The organism is Streptosporangium sp. NPDC049046, assembly GCF_040649155.1.
In the GTDB taxonomy this organism is placed as follows: Bacteria; Actinomycetota; Actinomycetes; order Streptosporangiales; family Streptosporangiaceae; genus Streptosporangium.
Genome location: NZ_JBEZEZ010000006.1, coordinates 84,514 through 104,772 on the forward strand (window position 1 = coordinate 84,514; position 20,259 = coordinate 104,772).

Sequence of the window (20,259 nt, forward strand, 5' to 3'; positions counted from 1 at the left end):
CCACTCATAGGAGGTGTGGTGCGTTATTCCTGAGCCATCGGACTCCCCAGTTGACCATGTGCTGGTAGTGGGGATGCTTTGGTGCGATGCTATTAATTGTATTGGTTAGTTGAAAGCTGTTAGGTCCTCCCACTATTTTATGTCTGTGTATAATAGCCTGCTCGACTGCGCGGGCTTGCCCTCGAGTCAGGCCGCTGGCGAATGGCACCACACTTGTGAATCTACTGCCATGTTTATAAGTGCGACTCTTCAAGTTATTGGTGATGCCAACATAAACAACTTTGTTACCCGAATAGCCAAGATAAACATAATTTTTTGCTAGTCCGGCGGCGAGCTTTTTTCCTGCGGCAAGAATAGCTGCCAGGCGTGCAGCAGGAACGGCCGCCATTTCCTCTAGTTCATTTCCCGCTGCCCACGTGTCTCCGCACCACGTCTTGTTGTGACCGCAGATGTACAGGTGTAGCATGGCTTGGCCTTGAGCGGACTCCCATCCGGAGCACCGTAGCCGCTGGTTACAGTAATGCTGCTTCGCATTTTTGAGCCATTTGCTATACGCGGCCGTCGACGGCGGCAGAATAAGGTCACCATAAAGGGTGTACGCGGGCGGCATTTCACACTTCCCGGCGCCAAATTTCTTTACGCAAGCATTGTATTTTTCGCAACATCCTGGCGGAGGAACTGTCTTGCCGGAAGCTGGGATTGTATTGGATTTAAGTGACTTGATTAACTTCCATAGATGGTTGATAATCTTTGGGTCATCTATGCCCTCTGTAAGTGAGTCGAGGAGTGCCCGCTCCTTTTTGGTTCCGTCCCAATAGCCTTTCGGTGCTGTTTTTCCTTTCTCTGTGACGCCTAGGTTTCTGCCTCTTTCCTCGTCGAACCACCAGTCCATCTCGATGAGGCAGCATGGCTGATCGGGCCATGAATAGTACGGCTGCCCTGGGATGACCTCTGGTGGGTTGAAGGTCCAGTTTGAGGAACCTCGGTCTAGGTATTTGTCCCAGTAGCTGCTTGTGTCGTAGGACTGCCAGTCTGAGATCCCGGAGGTTCCGGTTTGGGAGCCTCCGCCCAGGATGGGGATGCTGTTGTGTCCGGTGGGGTCGGTGTTGGTGAGGGGGGCGGCGTTGGCGTAGGTGTAGCGGTTGGCCTGGACTGATGGGTCGGGGTTGAGGGTGGCGGTGTCGCGGGAGGTGAAGGTGCCGGTGCCGGGCTGGTACCAGCGGGCGTGCATGTTGACTTTGCCGGTGTCGGGGTCGGTGTATTCGCCCTGATAGCCCAGGCTGCGTGCGGTGCCGGTGCGGTGGGTGACTTCGCCGAAGGGGTCGTAGGCGACCGAGTCGACCAGGGCGGTGGCGGAGAAGGTGCCCACCACGTCGCCGTGCAGGTCGTTCATCACAGCGAGCGCGGGGCTTGCGCCTTCTTGCAGGCTGAGCAGGCCGCCGAACGGGTCGCGACCGTACTTGGCCTGGACGGCGCCCACACCGTCGGCGACGGTGACGAGGTCGTTGCTCAGTCCGGAGTAGGTGAAACGCTGCTGGGTAGCGCCGGCAGTGCGTGAGGTCATCCGGTCCAGGGCGTCGTAGCCGTAGGTGGCCTCTCCATCGGAGACCATGCGGTCGAAGGCGTCGAAGGCCAGATCGCGGGTGACCCCGGCTTTGGTCTCGGTGGCGAGGGTGCCGCGCGGGGTGTAGGTGTAGTCGACTCCGGCGCCGGAGGTGAGCCGGTTGCGCTGGTCGTAGACGAAGGTGTTGCTGCCGGCTTTGGTGCGGTTGCCGGAGGCGTCCCACTCATAGGCGGTGACGGCGCCGCCCGGGGCGGTCCAGGAGGTCAGGCGTCCGGCGCGGTCATGGGTGTAGGTGTTGGTTCCGGCTCCGGCGGTGCCGGTGGTGGTCTTGGTGGTGAGGTTGTCGTCCTTGTCCCACCCATAGACGATCTTCGACAGTTCGGTGCCGGAGTTGTTCTTCACCGCCTGGGAGGTGAGCCGGTCCATGGCGTCGTAGCCGTAGGTCTGGGTGCCGACCGGGTTGGCGGAGGTTTCGCTGGTGAGCCGGTTGGCGTTGTCGTAGCCGTAGGTCCAGGTGCGGCCGGTCACCGGGTCGGAGGCGGTGCTGAGCCGGTCGACGGCGTCCCAGGTGTAGGTGGCCGTGCCGGTCGGGTCGATACGCTGGGTGAGGTTACCTACCGCGTCGTAGGCGTAGGCGGCGACCTGGTTGGTGGCCTTGGAGACCTTGGTCAGCAGGCTACGGTCGTTGTACTCCAGGCTGTAGTCACCGATCGCGGTGAGGCGGCCCGCACTGTCGTAGGTGACCGCACGGTTCACCGTGGCCATCGCAGCGCCGCTGCCGGTCTCGGCGGTCATCCGGTCCAGGTGGTCGAAGGTGCGGTCGATGCGCACTCCGCCCGGCTGCACGGTGGCGGTGGCGTTGCCGGAGGCGTCGTAGAGGTTGGTCCAGGTCCGGTCGGCGGCGCCTGGGTGGGCGGTGGTGGATGGTTCGATGACGGATTCGACCAGGCCGAGGGTGTTGTAGGTGGTCCAGGTGGCGTTGCCGCGCCCGTCGGTGGTGCGGGTGCGCGCCCCGCTGGCGTCGTAGCCGAACGTCGAGGTGATCGACGAGGTCGCGGAGACCGGTTCGATCAGGGAGGTCAGCCGTCCCGCGGCGTCGAACGTGCGCTGGGTGACGTGTCCCTCGGCGGAGGTGGTGCTGGTCGGGTTACTGGCTGCGTCGTAGCCGAAGCCGACCGTGCGCAGCACCGTGACAGGGCTGGTGCCGGTGAGGTCCTTGGCGGAGATCTTGCGGCCGGCGAGGTCGTAGGCGACCTCGGTGGCGTTGCCGAGCGCGTCGGTCACCTTGGTCTGTCGGCCCATCAGGTCGTAGGCGGCGGTGGTGGTGCGACTAGCTGGAGCGGTGGTGGTGGGGGTGGCCGGGGCGATAGTGGTGGTGACCTCTCCGGCGGCGTTGACCGTGTAGGTGGTGGTCTTGTTACCGGGCGCGACGGTTTTGACGAGGTTGCCGGCGGTGTCGTAGGTCAGGGCGGTGGTGTGCGCGGCGGTAGTGGGGGTGCGCTCGATCACGGTCTGGGTGATCTGACGGCCCAGGTCGTCGTAGGTGGCCTCCCTCCGGGCGCCGGTGGGGTCGATCACCGCGAGTTGTTCGCCCAGCAGGTTGTACTCGCCGACCCAGGCGCCGCCTGGCCCGGAGGGGCCGGGTTCGGTGACCTTGACCGGGCGCCCCAGCGCGTCGTAGACGGTGGAGGTGACGTGGTTACGCGGGTCGGTGACCGTGGTCTGCCGTCCGGCCGCGTCGTAGCCGAAGCTCACCGTTGGGGTGATCGCGCTGCCGCCCGGCGGGGTGTAGGACGCGCCGATGGTCGAGGTCAGGCGCCCGGCCTTGTCGAAGACGGAGGTGGTGGTGCGCCCTTCGGCATCGACGAGGTGGGTTTGCAGGCCAACGCTGTTGTAGCCGTATTTCACGGTGGGTTGCCCGGTGGCGGTGGTGGTTCCGTTTTTTTCGATTGTCACCTGCGCGGCCTTGGTCTCTACGAGCCGTCCGGCCAGGTCGTAGTGCATCGTGGTGGTGAAGTCCGCAGCCGTGGCGCCGGAGGCGTTTCCACGTGGGTCGGTGGTCGCGCTCAGCAGGCCCCGGTCATCGTAGGTGTGGGTGGTGATCAGGTCGTCGGTGCCGTTCTCTACCGTCTGCCGGGTCACCTGGTTCAGCACGTTGTGCAGATAGGAGGTGGATTCGGTGCGGGTGGTGCCGGTCGCGGTGAAGGTCTTCTTGGTGACGTTGCCGGCCGCGTCGTACTCGAAAGCGGTTTTGCGCCCCAAAGCAGCGGGATCCAGTGTGGTGGAGGTGAGGCGGCTGGCGGCGTCATAAACGGACTCGATGGTGGTCTTGCCGCCGCCGCTGACGTGGCGGATGAGGTTGCCGGCCGGGTCGTACTCGTTTTCCTGCAGCACCACATCGGCCGGGCTGGTCAAGCCGTTGAGGCGCACGTCGTCGCCGACCGTTGTCGCCGCGCGGTTGTCCATCCAGTAGGTGTAGGCCTTCTTGCGGCCCATCGCGTCGACCTGACCGGCCAGCCGACCACCGGGGTCGTAGGAGGAGGAGGTCAGCACCACGTCCTGGGCGCTCTGCGGGTTGAGGGGGCTGCCGGTCCAGTTCTTCACCGTGGCAGAAGCCGGTTGACCGCGTTTGGTGTAGGCGAAGGTGAACGTCGTGCCCACCGGGTCGGTCGCCGAGGTTTGAGCGCCGGTGACATCCCAGGTGGAGGCGGTCACGCCGCCCTCAGGATCGGTGACGGTCTGCGCTCGCCCCAGGGCGTCGTAGGTGTAGGTGGTCGTGCGCGGCGCATCGCCGCCTGTCAGGTCGGTCACCGTGGTGGTGAGCGGGTTGCTGTCGGCGTCGTAGGTCAGCGTGGTCTTGGTGGTGTGGGTGACGTCGGTGACCTCGTTCTTCACCCCGGGATCGGTGCGGGTGAGCAGACGGCCCAGCCCGTCGTAGGTAAAGGCCGTACTCACCCCGCCCGGATGAGCCGCCGAGACCTCGGTGCGGGAGGTTAACCTGCCGACCGCGTCGTAGCCGAACGTGGTCTTCAGCCCTGATGGGCTGGTCTGCTCGGCTACCTGTCCGGAGGCGGTGTAGCGGTAGGTCGTCTCGTTGCCCTTGGGGTCCTTGGCGGACTCCAGTAGTCCGGCTGGGGTGGTTCCGCCGCCGATCGCGGGTTCGGTGCCGTCGGTGTAGGTGGAGATCGTCGAGCGGCCTGTGGGGAAGTCCGGGGTGGCCGGGCTGGTCACCTTCGTCACCTCACCGTGGGAGGTGTATTCGGTGACGGTGGCGTAGGTGGTGTCGGTCTCAGAAGCTGAGCGTCCGTCGCGGTACACCGTCACCTGGTCGTTGCGCGGATCGAAGGCGTCACCGGTGTTGAGGTGGTATTTCCAGCGTTCGATCGCGCATTGACCCGGAGCGCGGCAGTATTTGCGGGCGATGAGGTTGTCGCGCTCGTCGAAGTAGACGTCGTTGACGATGTTGTTGCGGTCGATCAGCTTGGCCAGCGAGCCCGACAGGTTGTACTCATGCCAGGAGGTGTGGCCCAGCTGGTCGGTCTCGCCGATGATGCGATAGCCGCGCCAGGCGTCGTAGAGGTACTTCAACTGCTCGGTGCGCGGGTCGATGACGGTGACGCGGGCGGCGCCGCTCTGGGGGTCGTAGGTTTGTGCGCCGATCTGCCAGGTGCCGCCGTTACGGTCAACATGGGTTTTGAGCCGGTCGGTGGCCGCATCGTAGGTGTTGGCCGCCCAGGCTCGGCCCGAGGGCAGGGTGAGGCCGGTGAGCTTGTGCGCCGCCTCGGCTCGAGCCGCATGGTGGGCGCTCGCCTCGGCCTCGGTCAGTGGCTTGTCATAGAGGGCGACCTCGTCGATGAGCCCCTTGAACGCGAACGCCGCCCGCGGGGAGGGCACCGCCGGGGAGGTCGCCGGGTCGGCCACCCCGTTGCCGATCGTCGCACTGTTGCGCCAGGCGGTCACCGCCGCACTCAGCGTGCCGACCTGCGCCCCGTCCAGGAACAACGTCTGATTCGAGCCCGAGACGCTCAGCACCACATGGTGCCAGGTGTTGTCGTTGACCACACCGGCCGAGGTGATCGGCGCGGCGACCGCGGCCAGCGAGCCGCGCAGCTTGCCGTCGGTGCCGACATACAACATTGGCCCCCATGGAATCCCGGAGGTTTCCTGGGTTCCGGCGGCCATCAGCACCCCGGACTGCGCTGTTTTGAACCACATCTCCACCGAGATCTGATCGCCCAGATGCGGCACCGTGTGCGCGGGCAGCTTCAGCGCCGAGCCGGTGCTGAACTCCACCGCGGTATCGGTGCTACCGGCCAGCGCGCCAGGCTTGGCGTAGGCCACCGACTGGTAGGTGGCGTCTGCCTGGCCGGCGCCCTGGTCGGTGGCCGTTGTTCCGGAGGTCTCGCCCAGCCGCCAGTAGGCGTACGGGTCGGCGTCCAAAACACCGCTGCGGTACTGCGAGCCGACACCGTAGCTGTAGTGGGTGCAGTTCGGGGCGGCCACCGGCGCACACACTCCGGTCAGTCGATCGCCGTCGTAGTGGTAGGTCCACGTCAACGGCGCACCGCCCACCGGGTCACTGGAGACCGAGGTGACGTGAGCGCCGGTCCAGGTGAACGACAGCGATCGCCCACCGGTGGCTGTGGCCGTCGTCAGCTTCCCACCCGTGCCGTAGGTCAACTCCACGCCGCGGCCCCGGGAATCGACGACCTCGTTGAGGCGGCCTTGGGCGTCGAAGGCGTAGGTGGTGGCTGACTTGTCCATCAGCCGCCAGGTGCCGCCGCTGTCCTCGGCCAAGGTGGCGTGCATTCCCGGCGGCGGCTGAAAGGCCCCCGCTCCGGTGCCCATGAACCGCACCTGACGGCCGTCGGGGTAGGTCACCAACGCCGCAACTGCCGCCCCTCGCACCTCCTTGACGACCTTCATGTCCCAGCGGGTCGACCACCCCGCCCCGAAAAGGCCATCGGTGCGCGGGTCCATGCTGTTGTAGGAACGCGTCACCGACAACGGCGGCCCGGCGGTGGGAACCGACAGGTCGGTGGCGGTGGTGGTGTAGTTACCGTTTTGCTGATGAAACTCCTGACCGTCGGCGCCGGAGGTGGCCAGCAGGGAGGTCACCACGGGCTGGCGAACCCCAGTGACGAAGGTGTGCACCGGCGAGAGGGTCGAGGTCGAGTTTGAGGTGTCGGTGACGGTGACCGTCCACCAGTACTGCTTCCCCCACGCCAGCTTGGCCGCCGGCACCTTCCAGGTGCTCACCCCAGCCGCCAAGGTGCCCGAGGAGGTGCACCCCGTCCCGGTCATCGTGTCCTTGTCACAGATCTTGAACGCATACCGCACCGACCCGCCCACCACACTGCGCCCCTGGGCCCGCAACGTGGGAGTCAGCGAATCCATCAACATCCCGCTGCGCGGGAAGGTGTTCAGCAACACCGGCTCATCGACCAGCAGCGACTCCTGCCGCTGTGCCGCAGGAGGGGACTTCTTCGCCGACGACCCGCTCTGCGTATCGCCCTCCCGCTGGTTGACGAACCGCTCCTCGATCGGGACCGCGTCTTCGGGGGGTTCGATGTCGGATCGCCACTGGCCCTCGACCACCGCCGCCAGCACCTCACTGGTCGCCTCAGTGCCCACCAGAGTCGGCAAACCGGCGGCTGATCCGGTCAGCTGACGGGGCGTCACCAGCGGCAACCCCGCCAACGCGGGTGACACCTCGACGCCGGCCACAGCCGGTAGCGCCGGGATCTGCAACAACCCGGGAACGACCACGAGTAACGCCAAATGCGTCCAGCGGGCCGAGCGCAGCAATGACAGACTCCGGCGCATACGCCGTCACCCTCCGAACAAGTCAGCGCGGAAGCCAATCGTCCCCGCGTTACCCCAGCCCACGACAGGTTCCAGCCCACGGCCGGGGTCAATGGTTCGGAGCGTGCCAAAAGCAAACGATCAGAAAGTACCCATGAAGTCTTTATGTGCGCAATATGTGTAAGGGGGGCTAAATAGGACACGGGCTTCGGGTTTGAAAGTGCCGTGTATTGAGGCCGCGTTCTCGCGGTGACGTTCGGTGATGGAAAGAGGTGGGCCGAAACAGTGACGCAGGGGAAGGTGTCGGTAGCTCACGGTTCATGTCGGGTGCTTCGTCTTTTGGGTTTTTCTGAAAACGCGGTCCGCGAGCGACGGGATATGGCGATCTCGCGATGGTCCGAGGGGGAGCAAAGAGTTTGAACGCGCGGTTTTGGGGCGGGTCGAAGGTGGTGACGATGGTGTTGGAGTGGCTGAAGGTGATTCTTTGCGGGTCGAAAGGTGGAGGCGGGAAGGTCGCGAGCCAGTGTGATCCGGAGCACACCGAGGCGGGCCAGCAGACATTCGGGGTCCGGGATGATGGCCCCACAGGACCGGCTGTTCACTGAAGACCTGTACGACCCGAACACCGGCCTTCCCGCATGATCATCGATTCCAGCGCCGTCATCGCCGTCATCAACGGGGAGCCTGAGGTCGCCCACTTCACCCACCCGCTGTACATGAGCCACACCGAACACCCGGGAAACCCCTCAAGCGTGGGGAAAGGGGAGACAGCCCAACAAAACGAAGTTGGACGAGCTTCCAGCCATGGCGTTCCTGGAAGGCGCGCTCGCCGGTGATCAGGCTCACCGTCCGGGCTGAAAATCTTCAGTCCTGCCTGATCAGCTGAAAGCTCATCAGGCAGGACCGTGGCCTCCCCGGATGGGGGCGGCAGAGCACGTGGGAGCGGCGTCGGGGTCGCTCAGAGGCGCAGAGTGGTCGACGCGGTGCCGATTCGCTGGCCTCCCGAGAACAGGTGGGTCTTCAGCGTCTTGTTCAGCGCGCCCGCCGCGACGGCGGTCAGCTTGACCCGGATGTTGCGGGCGTGCACGACCGAGCCGTCCACCTTGAGCTTGGCGACCGACAGGTCGAGGTCGAAGACTGGAACGCGGGACTTGGGGTTGTCGTTGACGTTGCCACTGATCTTGCCCTTGGCCAGGTCGATGACGAAGTCGCCGACCTTGAGCCGCTTGCCGTTCTTCACGTTGACGAACGCCAGGTCGCCGCGGTGCCCGACCTTCCCGGCCAGCGGGTCGACCGAGGCCCGGCCACCGGTGACCGGGTAGCTGAAGGAGAGCGCCAGGTTGTCGCCGGAGAGGTGAACCCCGGTCTTGCCGGGAGAGGTGGCGTAGACGGCGATTCCGTTCTCAAGAAGGACCTTGCCCAGGCCCCGGACCGTGGTGACCTTGGTCTCGCCGCCCTTGACGGGCGCGGTCGTGGCAGCCGAGGCCGGAGCCTGGAGAGGGAGAACGAGGAGGGCGGTGCAGGCCGCGACCGAGCTCAGCGTACGAAGAAGGCGCATGGTAGGTTTTCCCTTCCTTGACGACATCACCCCCTCTTCTTGGGCCGGGCGCCGCATGGATGCACCTTCACCCCCCATTCGCCGCCGAAGAAATGGATGATGATTGTTCCCGACCACCCCCACCGGACATGTCGCACAGCACTGACGACGACAGAGCCGAACTGGACGAGGACGCCCTGGCCGACGGCCTGCGCGGCGGAGACGAGCGCTGCCTGGCCGAGGCGTACCGCCGATGGGCCCCGATGGTCTACACGCTCGCGCTGCGCTCGCTGCGGCACGCCGCCGATGCCGAGGACGTCACCCAACAGGTGTTCATCGCCGCGTGGAAGGGCAGAGCCGGCTACAACGCCGAGGCCGGATCCCTGGCCGCCTGGCTCACCGGCATCACCCGTCACAAGGTGGCCGACCGCTGGAGGCTGATTCAGCGGGATCAGAAGATCTCCCACACCGTGGGCTCCGCCGTCGAGGAGCCTCCCGCCCTGGACACGGTGACCGACGGTGTCCTGCTGACCGACGAGCTGAACAAGCTGGGCGAGCCGCGACGTACCATCCTTGAACTGGCCTTTTACCAGCAGCTCACGCACATCGAGATCGCTGCCAAGCTGGATCTGCCACTGGGCACGGTCAAAAGTCACATCAGCCGAGGGCTCGACCGGCTGCGCCGACGTCTGGGGGTGAACGGTGCACCATCTGAATGATGACACGCTCGCGCTGATCGCCCTGGGGGAGGAGAGCGATTCCGCGCACCTGGCCACCTGCCCGGACTGCCGTGAACGTCTCGAGGGGCTCGCTCAGGTCGTTTCCGCCGTCAGGCAGGGACCGCTGGAGCATCCCAGCCCTGATGTATGGGAGGGGATACGCGCGGAGCTTGGCCTTTCTCCCGACCTTTTGCCCGGACCTGCTCAGGCTGCTCCGCTCGTCCAGGCCAAGCCGAAGGCCTCGCCCGGCCTGGGCGGGTCCGCAGGCCCGAGTGCTCCGCCGGACCCGGCCGCTCCTGCCGTAGCGCCCGCGCGGCCCCGCCCGCTCCGTCCTTCCCGCGAAGCGGGCAGCGGGGCGGCGAGGTCGCGTGTCGGCCGCCGCGTCCAACTGCTCGCCGCCGTGGCCGCCGGTCTGGTCATCGGGATCGGCGGTACGTTCCTCTTCCAGGGGCTGGCTCCGAATCGTGACACCGTCGTGGCTCAGACGGTGCTCAGCGCACTGCCGGGCAAGCAGGGAGACGGCGTGGCGGAGCTCAGGACCGGATCGGACGGCGACCGCCTGCAGGTCCGTCTCAGCGGGCTGCCCGCACCCGACGGCTTCTACGAGGTCTGGCTGCTCGACCAGGCCGCGAAGCGGATGATCTCGCTCGGAACGCTGGGCCCTTCGGGAGAGGCCTCATACCCCTTGCCCGCGAACGTCAGGACCACCGACTATCCGGTTGTGGACGTTTCGCGCGAACCGCTCGACGGAGATCCCGGACATTCCTCTGACAGCTTCCTGCGCGGAACCCTGCACGGATAGGGGACGAGCCCGTCGCATCGGCGGCGGGCTCGGCTCGCGTGTCCACGCAGAATCCGGTTAACAGGAGGCCAACGGTCATTCGGGTTGCGCGGGGGCGGCCTGTGGCGCCTCAGCCCTGGACCGGGTCGTGCACGGGACGCTTCAGCTACGGCGACTCACCCTGAACGTGCCTTGAAAGACGCTTCAGCGGCGGCGGGTCGTCAGGGCGGCCGGAAAGAAAGCAACTACGGCCCGCACCCCGCACGGCCCGAACACGTGCAGCGGAGGTGGGCGGGTGCTCCGGCCGGCTTAAAAAGAGCCCGCAACCACCACGCCCGAGCAGGCCGGAGGCCTGAAACACCGGAGCGCAACTGAGACGGCCGGCCGGAGCACCCGCCCACCGCAGCGGGCACAAAGAGCACCCGCCCGCTCGTATGAGAATACGAACAACCACAATGAGATGATCTCAGCGACTCCTACGTCATGTAGCCGTGCTCGAAATGGGTGAGGACGAGTGCGGCTTTGACGATGGCGCTGATCCGGCTGAGGTCGGCGGTGATGCGCTGGAGTGTGCGCCGTCGGCCTTTGAGCGAGGATCTCGATTCCTTCGTCGATGGAGCGGTAGGTGGTGACACGGGAGATCTTGTGGTCGCGGCCGAGACTTCTCCCGATAAGCCTGGAATTCCACCATTCATGTCTCAGAAATCCCAGCTGTCGGAACTATTCCACTGAGATCATTTCATTGAATAGCTGAAACTTTCAGTGCCGTTGACGATATTCGATGCCGACCGTATCGTTCGATCATCGCCTATGCGTGTGTCTTTCATCGCGCGCACTTCCTGACAGGAGAGGCCCATGACAGAACGGCGCGTCCGTCGGCGACGGCGCCTGATCATGTGGCTGGTGGCCGCCTTGTTCGGCGCGTTCACCGTCGTCACACCCGCCAACGCCGCCACCACCTGCACGTTGACGTTCCAAGCCAATTACCGGGGGACCGTCGGCGGGCAGTACAGGTGGCAGGTCGATGCGCGGCTGACCAACACCGGCACGACACCGTCGACCACCTGGGAGGCGGTCATCAACTTTCCCTTCTCGGCGGGCGCGGTCGTTCACCTGTTCTGGAACGTGAATAGGTTCTCGACGACCGTGTGGAGACCGGCGTCGTGGAATGGCGCCATCCTGCCGAACCAGTACGCGAACTTCGGGTTCGAGATCGACATGCCTATGACGACCACCTCGCCGCCTCTTCCCACTTCCAGTCAGTGCACCATCACCTATTGATGAAACGGGCGAGTCCATGAGGCTCGTCCGTTCGTCGGCTTTCAGTTTGTCGCGAGATCAGGAATTTCTCGTATTCTGCGACGACGTCCGCCCGGGCCATGAGGCTCGAAGGCCGCCGGCGCATCACCGCCGGCCCCGGCAAAATCGGCGACATCACCCGCGCCGCCCTCGTCCTCACCCAATTCGAGCACGATCATCCAACCGAAATTCGCTGAGATCAGCTCAATGAGCACCGAGAAAAACCACACGGCACCCCCGGAAGGCGCCTCGGGCCCCGGAAAATGGAACCGCCCCGTCAAAACGAAGTCAGACGAGCTTCCAGTCGTGGCGTTCCAAGAAGGCGCGCTCGCCGGTGGCGTACTCGGTGAAGGCCTCCTGGACCGCCTTCAGGTCCGGGACGTGCGTGCGGAACATCCGGTTCCTGACGCTGTCCTTGTACTCAAGCTCGTAGCCCGAGATCTCCGGCGAGCTCTGGACGAAGTGCTCGCCGAAGACGACCAGGGCGGTGAACGGGTTCTGCGGGGACATGGTCGCGAGCGCGTCGGAGATGAACTGGAGGTCCGGTGAGACCACGATCATCCCGTCGCCCGTGCGCATCTCCATGGTCGGGTAGACGCCCCGCGGAGACAGGTTGTGCACCAGGCCGCGCTGCGGGTCGTAGCAGACGAGCCCGCACTCGGTGGCCAGGGCGAAGACCTCGGAGGACACCTCGTCGGCGTGCTCGGGGTCCATGCTGACCAGGATGTGGTCGGGGGAGAGCCACTCGGCCCCGGGGAGTCGATCGGCGAAGGCCACCAGCCCCGGGTGCGCCTCGGCGGCGTCTTCCCCCTCTTCGGGACGGGGACCCGCGTCCTGAGGCTCCCCGGCGGGAGCCGTCTCGGCGTCATGAGGCGTCCCGGCGTCATGGGACTCCCCGATGGGAGCCGCCCCGGCGTCGGGCCGAGGCTCGGTGTTACGCGGGTCCCGGAGGCTCAGGAAGACGTTCTCCGCGCGTTCTCTGGTGATCGGTTTGGGCTCGTACCAGACGGCCAGTTCGAAACTCACGGTTCCATTGTCCTCCGGGTGCCTCTCCCGGAGGGAAAGGGCCGGACCGATCGGGTGATCGGCCCGGAGGACACGCTGATGGCCGAGGGCTCACGATACGCGGGAAGGGTCAGCCCCTGTGTGACCCCGGTGAGAACGAGTCTGCTCATTCTCGTACGGATCGTGAAGCTTCAGACGACCACTAAATCTCCTGCCACTCGGACCCTACGGAGCGACTGCATATTTTCCGCATACAAAAAAAGCTGATCAGGGGCAGCCGGTGATCGAGGAGTGGCGTCCGAGTAGTCCGGCGAGGTCGTCCGCCTTCGCCCTGTCCCCGATGAGGGTGAAGAGTTCGTGGGACTCGCGCCAGCATTTCAGGGCCTTCTCACCGTGGCCGGCCGCCACGTGGGCGAGGCCGAGGCTGCGGAGCGCGCCCGCCAGGTATGTGGTCCAACTGCGGGTGCGCCACAGCGCCACGGATTCGGTGAGGCGTTCGACGGCTCGCGGGTAGTCGCCGTCGGCGCGGTCGAGGTCGCCCAGGATCCAGAGGGCGTCGGCGAGGTGGTGGGTGAGGTTGTAGCGGCGGCTGAGCTCCTCCACGGTCTCGGCCGTGGGGCGCGCCCGCTCGTCGCCGTCGCCGCTGTAGAGCTTCGCCAGCGTGACCAGGGTCATCGTCTCGGAGGCCGGGTCCTTCGCCATCCGGGACATGACGAGCGAGCGGTTGAGACACCGTTCCGCGGGTTCGAACTGGCCGGTCTCGACGTACGCGAGGCCGAGGAACTGCAGGCAGGTCGCCTCGAAGCGCGGGTTTCCCAGCATTTCGGCCACCTGCAGCGCGCTCACCAGGTGCGGGATCGCCGAGGGGACGTCCCGCTGGCCGTTCGTGATGCCGAGGGCGAGGTGCGCGCGTGCCCGGCCGCCGAGGTGGTCGGTCTCCTCGGCGAGGCGCAGCGCCGTCTCCGCCGCCTCCACGGCCGGTTCGACGAATCCCTGCGCGGCCAGGCCCCAGGCGCACATCACGTGGGCGTCCGACAGCCCACGCAGCTCGCCGACCTCGGCGAACATCTCGGCGAGCCGGACGGCGTTGGTGTGCAGCGCGACCATCGCGCCGCCTTCGTGCTCGATGCCGGTCCAGGTGGTCACGTCGAGCAGCCCGCGCAGCATGACGGCCTCGCCGAGCAGGTTTCCCGCCGTACGGCAGGCGAGCATGGCCCGTTCGTTGAGGCGCCGGCACTCGGAGAAGAAGCCGTGGGAGTCGAAGTAGCGTTCGAGGCATCCGGCGAGGTCCCAGGCGAAGTCGTCGAGTGCCAAAGCGCAGGCCTGCTCGACGAGACCGGCGAGCGCGGTCCGTTCGGCGTTGAACCAGGCGAGGGGGTCGCGCAGGAGGGACGCGGCGATCTCCCCCGGTAGCGCCCGGCGCGGTGCGGGGCCGTGGAGTACGGCGTAGCAGGCGCCGTGGACGTGCTCCATCGCCTGTTCGGCCAGCCAGAGCCACGCGCCGAACGCCCGGGTCGTCGCGCGCAGCAGCTCGGCGGGCTCCTCCTCGGCCTCCGCGCGCTCGCGGGCGTACAGTCGGACGAGGTCGTGGAAGCGGTAGCGGGCCTGTCCGGTGGCGTCGATCCCGGAGATGGTGGCGAGCTGCGCGTCCACCAGGAGCTCCAGGTATGTCTGCCCTTCCTGGTCGGGGCGGTCGAGCAGGGTGGCGGGGACCCAGCTCGCGAAGCCGGGCACGTCGAGAAGGCCGAGCAGCCGGAAGGCGCGTCGCGCGTTCTCCGGGAGGCCGACGTAGCTTTGGGCGAGGCTCGCCCTGACCGCGTGGTCGCCGACGGTCAGCTGGTCGAGGCGTCCGCGCTCGTCGGCGAGCCGCCCCACGAGCCAGGCGATGCTCTGCCGGGGGCGGGCGGCGAGCCGCGCGCCCGCGACGCGTACGGCGAGCGGGATGCGGTCACACAGCCAGACGAGCTCGGTGGCGGCGGGGAGCTGTGCGGCGACGCGGTCGTGCCCGATCATCCGCGAGAGCAGGTCCACGGCCTCCTGGGTGCTCAGGACGTCCAGCTCGACCGGCCGTACGCCTTCCAGGCCGGAGAGCCTCGCGCGGCTCGTGACGATCACGGCGCAGCCGGACACGCCGGGGAGCAGGGGTCTGACCTGCTCCTCGGAGGCCGCGTTGTCGAGGACGATGAGGACCTTCTCGCGGGCGAGGCGGCTGCGGTACAGCGCGGCGCGTGCCTCGACCGACTCGGGGATGCTCGACCCGGGCACCCCCAGCGCGACGAGGAACCGTCCGAGCACGTGGCCGGGGTGCGCCTGCTCCTCCTCGTGCGCGCCCTGCAGGTCGACGTAGAGCTGCCCTCCGGGAAACCTGTCCGCGATCCGGTGCGCCACGTGCAGCGCCAGCGTCGTCTTGCCGATGCCGCCCATTCCGGTGATGACCGAGACGGTCGTCGTGGAGCACTCCTCCAGCCGGGCGACGAGCTCCCTGACCTGCTCGTCGCGCCCCGCGAAGTCGGCGATGTTCATCGGCAGCTCCGCGGGAGGATCGCGCGACTCGGGCGGGCCCTGTCCGGTTTCCGGCTGGTCGTCCTGCGGGTGCTCGGGGGTCGCCCACTCCCCGGCCAGGATCAGCCGGTGGAGGTCGCGGAGCCGTTCCCCGGGCTCGACGCCGAGCTCCTCGTTCAGCAGGCGCCGGGCGTCGGCGTACACCGTGAGCGCCTCGGCGCTCCGGCCGGAGCGGGCGAGCGCCAGGATGAGGTGCGCCCGCAGGCGTTCACGGAGCGGGTGGGCGTTCACGTGGCCGGTGAGTTCGGCGACGAGCTCCGGCTGGAACCTCACCGTGAGGTCGGCCTCGACGCGGTTCTCCAGGGTGGTGAGCCGTAGCTCCTCCAGGCGCGCCGCCTCGCCGGACAGGTCGTCGACGAATCGCAGGTCGGCGTACGCGGGGCCGCGCCACAGCCGCAGGGCCCGGTGGAGGAGGTCGGCGGCCTCGTGGTGGTCGCCGTGCAGGAACGCGTCGCGGCCCTCCACCGCCAGTGACTGGAATCGATGGACGTCCAGCTCGCCGGGGTGCACGACCAGCAGGTAGCCGCCGTGCCGGCGCAGGATCCGGTCGCCGCCCAGGGACTGGCGGACACGGGAGGCGTACAGGCGCAGGTTGCTGGCGGCCGTCTTCGGCGGCTGCTCGCTCCAGAGCGCGTCCACGAGCAGGTCGTCGGGCACGGACCTGTTGGCGTGGTGAAGCAGAACCGCGAGCAGGGCCCTCTGTTTGCGTCCGCCCAGGGGAAGCGCCTGGTGGTCGGCGCGCACTTCGACCGGCCCCAGGACGGAGAAGTCCATACCACTCCCCTGGAAGACTTCGCAGTGGCCAAGTTTGCCCGACCTTTCCACCGCCCGTCAATGATCATTGAGGACCCCCGGGCCCCGAGGGCGCCCGGGTGCCGGGGCGGGATGCGGGCGTCGCGGCCGGGTTACGCCGGCGGCTTGTCGGCGGCGGCGACCCGCGACAGCTCCACGGTGCAGAACGCGCAGCGCTTGGCCTCGACCGGAATGCTGCTCAGGCACTCCGGACAGTCCTTCTCGGTGGCCTTCTTGTTCCTGTCGAAGAAGGCGACCAGCCGGGTCATGGGCATCACGACGAACCAGTAGATGACCGCGGCGATGATCAGGAAACTCAGCAGGTGGTTGATGAAGTCGCCGTACATGAACTTGGAGCCGTTGATCGTGAACACGTACTGCGAGAAGTCCGGCTCCCTGCCACCCGTGATCGCCCCGATCAGCGGCGTGATGAGGTCCTTGACCAGGGCCTGCACCAGCCCGCTGAAGGTGGCTCCGATCACGACCGCCACGGCGAGCTCGACGAGGTTGCCCCTCATCAGGAACTTCTTGAATCCGCCCATCACTCATGTCCTTCACTCGTGAGGACGGTCGCTTTGCCCACCTGGCGGCGGCCAAACTTCCGTCTTTTTCCGGGATTTTCTCCGGTGAGGACAATACCGGCAAGCCTGCGCGCAGCCGTACCGGCTGAATAGGGCAGCGAGGGTGAAAGGTTACTATCAGCGCATTCACGAGCGAGGTGGCCGGATGGACTTTCGTGTGCTGGGCCCTGTCGAGGCGTTCACCGACGAAGGGGGCGCGCTGGACATCGGCCCCTACCAGCAGCGGCTGGTGCTGGCCATGTGCGTCCTCGCCGCCCCGCGGCCGGTCGCCCCGCACCGGCTGATCGACGCGCTCTGGGAGGGCGACCCCCCTCCGGGAGCGCTCAACACCGTGCAGGCGTACGTCTCCAAGCTCCGCCGCGTCTTCGAGCCGGGCAGGACGAGGAACGTTCCCCCGACGGTTCTGGTCAGCAAACCGGGAGGCTACGTATTGGACGTCCCCGGCGGCGCGATCGACCTGGGCAGGGTACGGGAGCGGCTGGCCGAGGGCAGGAGCCTGGGGGCCGGGGGCGACCACGAGGGAGCGGTCGGGCAGTTGCGGCTGGCGTTGGGGGAGTGGAGGGGGGAGCCGCTCGCTGACCTCTCCGACACCTCCTGGGCGGTGGAGGAGAGCTCACACCTGGCGGAGTTGCGGCTCACGATCGAGGAGGATCTGGCCGAGGCGGAACTCGCGCTCGGCCGGGGGGCGGCGCTGACGAGCGGGCTCGCCCACCTGATCGGCGCCCACCCCTTCAGGGAACGGCTGCGTGTGCTCTCCGCCCACGCGCTCTACCAGGCGGGACGGCAGGCCGACGCGCTCGGTGTGCTCGCCGAGGGACGCCGGTTGCTGATGGAGGAGATGGGGCTGGACCCCGATCCCCGGTCGAGGGAGATGGAACGGCGCATCCTCGACCAGGATCCCGAGCTGAGGCCCCGCCTCGTGGCGAGCACGGGCCAGGCGACGAGGGAGAGGGCCACCGGGCTGGTGGGCCGGGACGCCGAGGCCGAGGTGCTGGAGCGGGCGGTCGCCGGTGAGGGGCATCGGGTGGTGCTGCTCGCCGGGGAGCCCGGTATCGGCAAGACCAGCCTGGCCGAGCACGCCGCGGAGGCCGCGCGGGCGCGGGACCACCGGGTGGTGTGGGGGCGCTGCTGGAGCGATGCCGGCGCGCCGCCCTTCTGGCCCTGGACGCAGGCCGTGCTGGACCTGGTCGGCAGGGACGGCGAGCTGGCGCGGCTGGCCGGAGCCGGGCAGGCCGGCGCGGGGCAGGCCGGGCAGTTCGCGTTGTACGAGGCGTTCGCCCGGCTGCTGAACGAGCACGGCCGGGTCCTGGTGGTCCTCGACGACCTCCAGTGGGCGGACACCTCGTCGCTGCGGCTGCTGGAGTTCCTCGCCTCCACCAGGCTCTGTCCCGAGTTGACCGTCGTGGCCACGTACCGCGACACCGACGTACGCCCCGGCGAACCGCTGGATCACGCCCTCGGCGCGCTGCTGCGGCTGCCGCACGTGCGGCGGCTGCTGCTGCGCGGCCTGGCCGAGGAGGAGATCCGCGAGTATCTGGGACGGGCGGGCGCCGACCCGGACCTGGCGGCGGAGATGGACAGGCTGACCGCGGGCAACCCGTTCTTCCTGGGGGAGGTGCTGCAACTCGGGGAGACCCCCGAGGCGCTGTCGGACGTCGTGCGCGGCCGGATGGCCGGTCTGCCGCCCGGCACCGAGGAGGTGCTGACCGTCGCGGCACTGCTCGGCAGGGAGGCGGCGACCGACATCCTGACGCGCGTGGCGGAGCTGCCGGAGGAGCGGATCCTCGACATCGTCGACGCCGCCGTGGGCGCCCGGTTGCTGGTGGAGGGGGACGGGCCGAGCTGCCGGTTCGTTCACGACATCGTCCGTGACGTGCTGCGCGAGGCACTGCCGCCCCTGCGCCGTAGGAAGCTGCACGCGCGGATCGCGGAGGTGCTGGAGGAGCGCAGCGGGACGCGCCTCACCGAGATCGCCCACCACTACCGCGAGGGCCTGCTGAACTCCCGGATGGCGGGTAGGGCGATCGGCTACACCCGGCGCGCGGCGGCCCAGGCGACCGCGCAGTTCGCCCACGAGGACGCGGTGGAGAACCTGGAGCGGGCGATCGCGATGATCGACCGGCTGCCGGGCCCCGACGACGCGCTCCGCTGCGACCTCCTGCTCGACCTGGCCGAGGCGCAGGCCGCGGCGGGGATGAGCGCCGCGGCCCACGCCTCCCTGGAGGCCGCCGCGGAGATCGCCGAACGGTTCGGCGACGACAACCGGCTGGCCAGGGCGGTCCTGGGGTTCTCCGACCCGATCTCTTCCGCCATGTACGAGGAGATGACCGGCATCGCCCGGCTGGCCGAGCGCATCGACCGGGTCCTCGCCTCCGGCCTGGCCGGGGACTCGCCGTGGCGGGCGCGGCTGCTCGCCGCCGCCGCGCTGACCGGCTCCACCGTACGGCCCGTCGAGCGGAGCACGGAGATGGCGGAGGAGGCGGTGCGGATGGCCCGCCTCACCGGTGACGAACGGACCCTGTCCAGGACGCTGATCGCCCTGCAGATCCTGCTGCGCTCCGGCCACGACCACGGGCGCCGTGAGGCGGTCGCCCGCGAGATCGCGGAGATCGGCCGCCGCGGCGGGGACCTGGTCGTCGAGTGGATCGGCAGGGAGAACGAGTACGTCGAGCTGAACGCGAGCGGGGACAGTGGGGACACGGAGCGGGCCGTGGAGCTGCTCGCCTGGCTGCGGGAGACCGCGGAGCGGCTCAGGCTTCCCTCGATGATCAGCCTGGCCGCCTGGCAGACCGCGGTGCACGCCTACCTGTCCGGACGCTTCGACGACGCGCTCGCCGCGGCCGACGCCTCCGGTGCGGCCCACCCGGAGGGGGCGCTGGGGCGGGACGACGCGTCGTTGCGCCGGGAGATGTTCCGCTTCCTGGCCCTGCGGGCGGCGGACAAGGGCGACGGGCCGGATCGGCCGCACGAGGTGGGTGCGGGGCACGGGCCGGGCGGGGCTCACGAGGTGGGGAAGGGGCGCGACCGGGGCAGGGCGGACGAGGCGCTCGCGCTGGCCGACGCGATGCTCGCCCGGCGCCCCGGCCAGAAGCCCTGGTGTGTCCTGCGCTGCCTGGCCCTGATCGACCTGGGCCGCACGGCCGAGGCGCGCGACGCCTTCGCCGAGCTCTCCCGCGACGGGTTCGCGGAGATAGGTCCCGAGTTGTCCTACCGGTTCGTCCCCGACGCGGTGAGCGAGGTCTGCGCGGCGCTGGGCGACGAGGCGGCGGGGAAGATCCTGTACGGCAGGCTCGCCCCGCACGCGGGCCGTCTGCTGGGCTGGTCCCTGACCGACCTGTGCCTGGCCAGGCTCGCCCTGCTCGGCGGTGACGAGGATCAGGCGAAGGCCCACCTGCGGGCGGCCGAGGCGTTCGCCGCCGGGGCGGGGACACGCGTCTACGAGCCCGCGATCCGCGCGCTGGGCGAGAGGCTCCGCTCGCCGTGACGTCTCGCGGTCCGCTCGCCGGGCCGGTACGTTTCGCCCGTGACGAGCGGGTTAGGTGATGAAGGTGCGAGGAGGTTCACGGCCGGGCAGAGATCACCGTCACAGGAATGGGAATGTGCGCATGGCCACG

General features: G+C 68.0%; 10 protein-coding genes. 4 read left to right on the forward strand and 6 right to left on the reverse strand.

Features of this window, described 5'->3' with window-relative positions; all coding sequences use genetic code 11:
* Positions 1 to 4: 4 nt before the first annotated feature.
* Together AB0B96_RS10150 and AB0B96_RS10155 are read right to left on the reverse strand one after the other, a co-directional pair.
* Positions 5 to 7,390: an RHS repeat-associated core domain-containing protein gene (locus tag AB0B96_RS10150; RefSeq protein WP_362897471.1), complete on the reverse strand. Its 7,386-nt coding sequence runs from the start codon at positions 7,388 to 7,390 to the stop codon at positions 5 to 7.
* Positions 7,391 to 8,327: 937 nt separating this feature from the next.
* Positions 8,328 to 8,927, reverse strand: coding sequence for a hypothetical protein (locus tag AB0B96_RS10155; RefSeq protein WP_362897472.1), 600 nt, complete (start codon positions 8,925 to 8,927; stop codon positions 8,328 to 8,330).
* 128 nt (positions 8,928 to 9,055) lie between these two features.
* On the opposite strand from AB0B96_RS10155, the gene AB0B96_RS10160 reads away from it, so the two are divergent.
* The 3 genes from AB0B96_RS10160 to AB0B96_RS10170 all read left to right on the forward strand — a co-directional run bounded on the left by AB0B96_RS10160 (position 9,056) and on the right by AB0B96_RS10170 (position 11,687).
* Positions 9,056 to 9,625, forward strand: coding sequence for a sigma-70 family RNA polymerase sigma factor (locus tag AB0B96_RS10160; RefSeq protein WP_350948513.1), 570 nt, complete (start codon positions 9,056 to 9,058; stop codon positions 9,623 to 9,625).
* A complete protein-coding gene (locus AB0B96_RS10165; protein ID WP_362897473.1) occupies positions 9,609 to 10,427 on the forward strand; it encodes an anti-sigma factor in 819 nt (272 codons plus the stop codon). The genes AB0B96_RS10160 and AB0B96_RS10165 overlap by 17 nt, the downstream gene beginning before the upstream one ends.
* A gap of 882 nt (positions 10,428 to 11,309) precedes the next feature.
* Positions 11,310 to 11,687, forward strand: a complete 378-nt coding sequence (locus AB0B96_RS10170; protein WP_362897474.1) for a cellulose binding domain-containing protein — start codon at positions 11,310 to 11,312, stop codon at positions 11,685 to 11,687.
* A 41-nt stretch (positions 11,688 to 11,728) separates the two neighbouring features.
* Here AB0B96_RS10170 and AB0B96_RS10175 read toward each other — a convergent pair whose 3' ends face one another.
* The 4 genes from AB0B96_RS10175 to mscL all read right to left on the reverse strand — a co-directional run bounded on the left by AB0B96_RS10175 (position 11,729) and on the right by mscL (position 16,606).
* A complete protein-coding gene (locus AB0B96_RS10175) occupies positions 11,729 to 11,920 on the reverse strand; it encodes a hypothetical protein (protein ID WP_350948516.1) in 192 nt (63 codons plus the stop codon).
* Positions 11,921 to 11,993: 73 nt separating this feature from the next.
* Positions 11,994 to 12,731 carry a hypothetical protein gene (locus tag AB0B96_RS10180; RefSeq protein ID WP_362897475.1) on the reverse strand — a complete coding sequence of 246 codons (738 nt, stop codon included), beginning with the start codon at positions 12,729 to 12,731 and terminating at the stop codon, positions 11,994 to 11,996.
* Positions 12,732 to 12,977: 246 nt separating this feature from the next.
* Positions 12,978 to 16,046: a BTAD domain-containing putative transcriptional regulator gene (locus AB0B96_RS10185; RefSeq protein WP_362897476.1), complete on the reverse strand. Its 3,069-nt coding sequence runs from the start codon at positions 16,044 to 16,046 to the stop codon at positions 12,978 to 12,980.
* Positions 16,047 to 16,177: 131 nt separating this feature from the next.
* On the reverse strand, positions 16,178 to 16,606 hold the full coding sequence (gene mscL, locus AB0B96_RS10190; protein ID WP_362897477.1) for a large conductance mechanosensitive channel protein MscL: 429 nt from the start codon (positions 16,604 to 16,606) through the stop codon (positions 16,178 to 16,180).
* 184 nt (positions 16,607 to 16,790) lie between these two features.
* Here mscL and AB0B96_RS10195 point away from each other — a divergent pair, with 184 nt between their 5' ends.
* Positions 16,791 to 20,129: a BTAD domain-containing putative transcriptional regulator gene (locus AB0B96_RS10195; protein WP_362897478.1), complete on the forward strand. Its 3,339-nt coding sequence runs from the start codon at positions 16,791 to 16,793 to the stop codon at positions 20,127 to 20,129.
* Positions 20,130 to 20,259 lie beyond the last annotated feature (130 nt).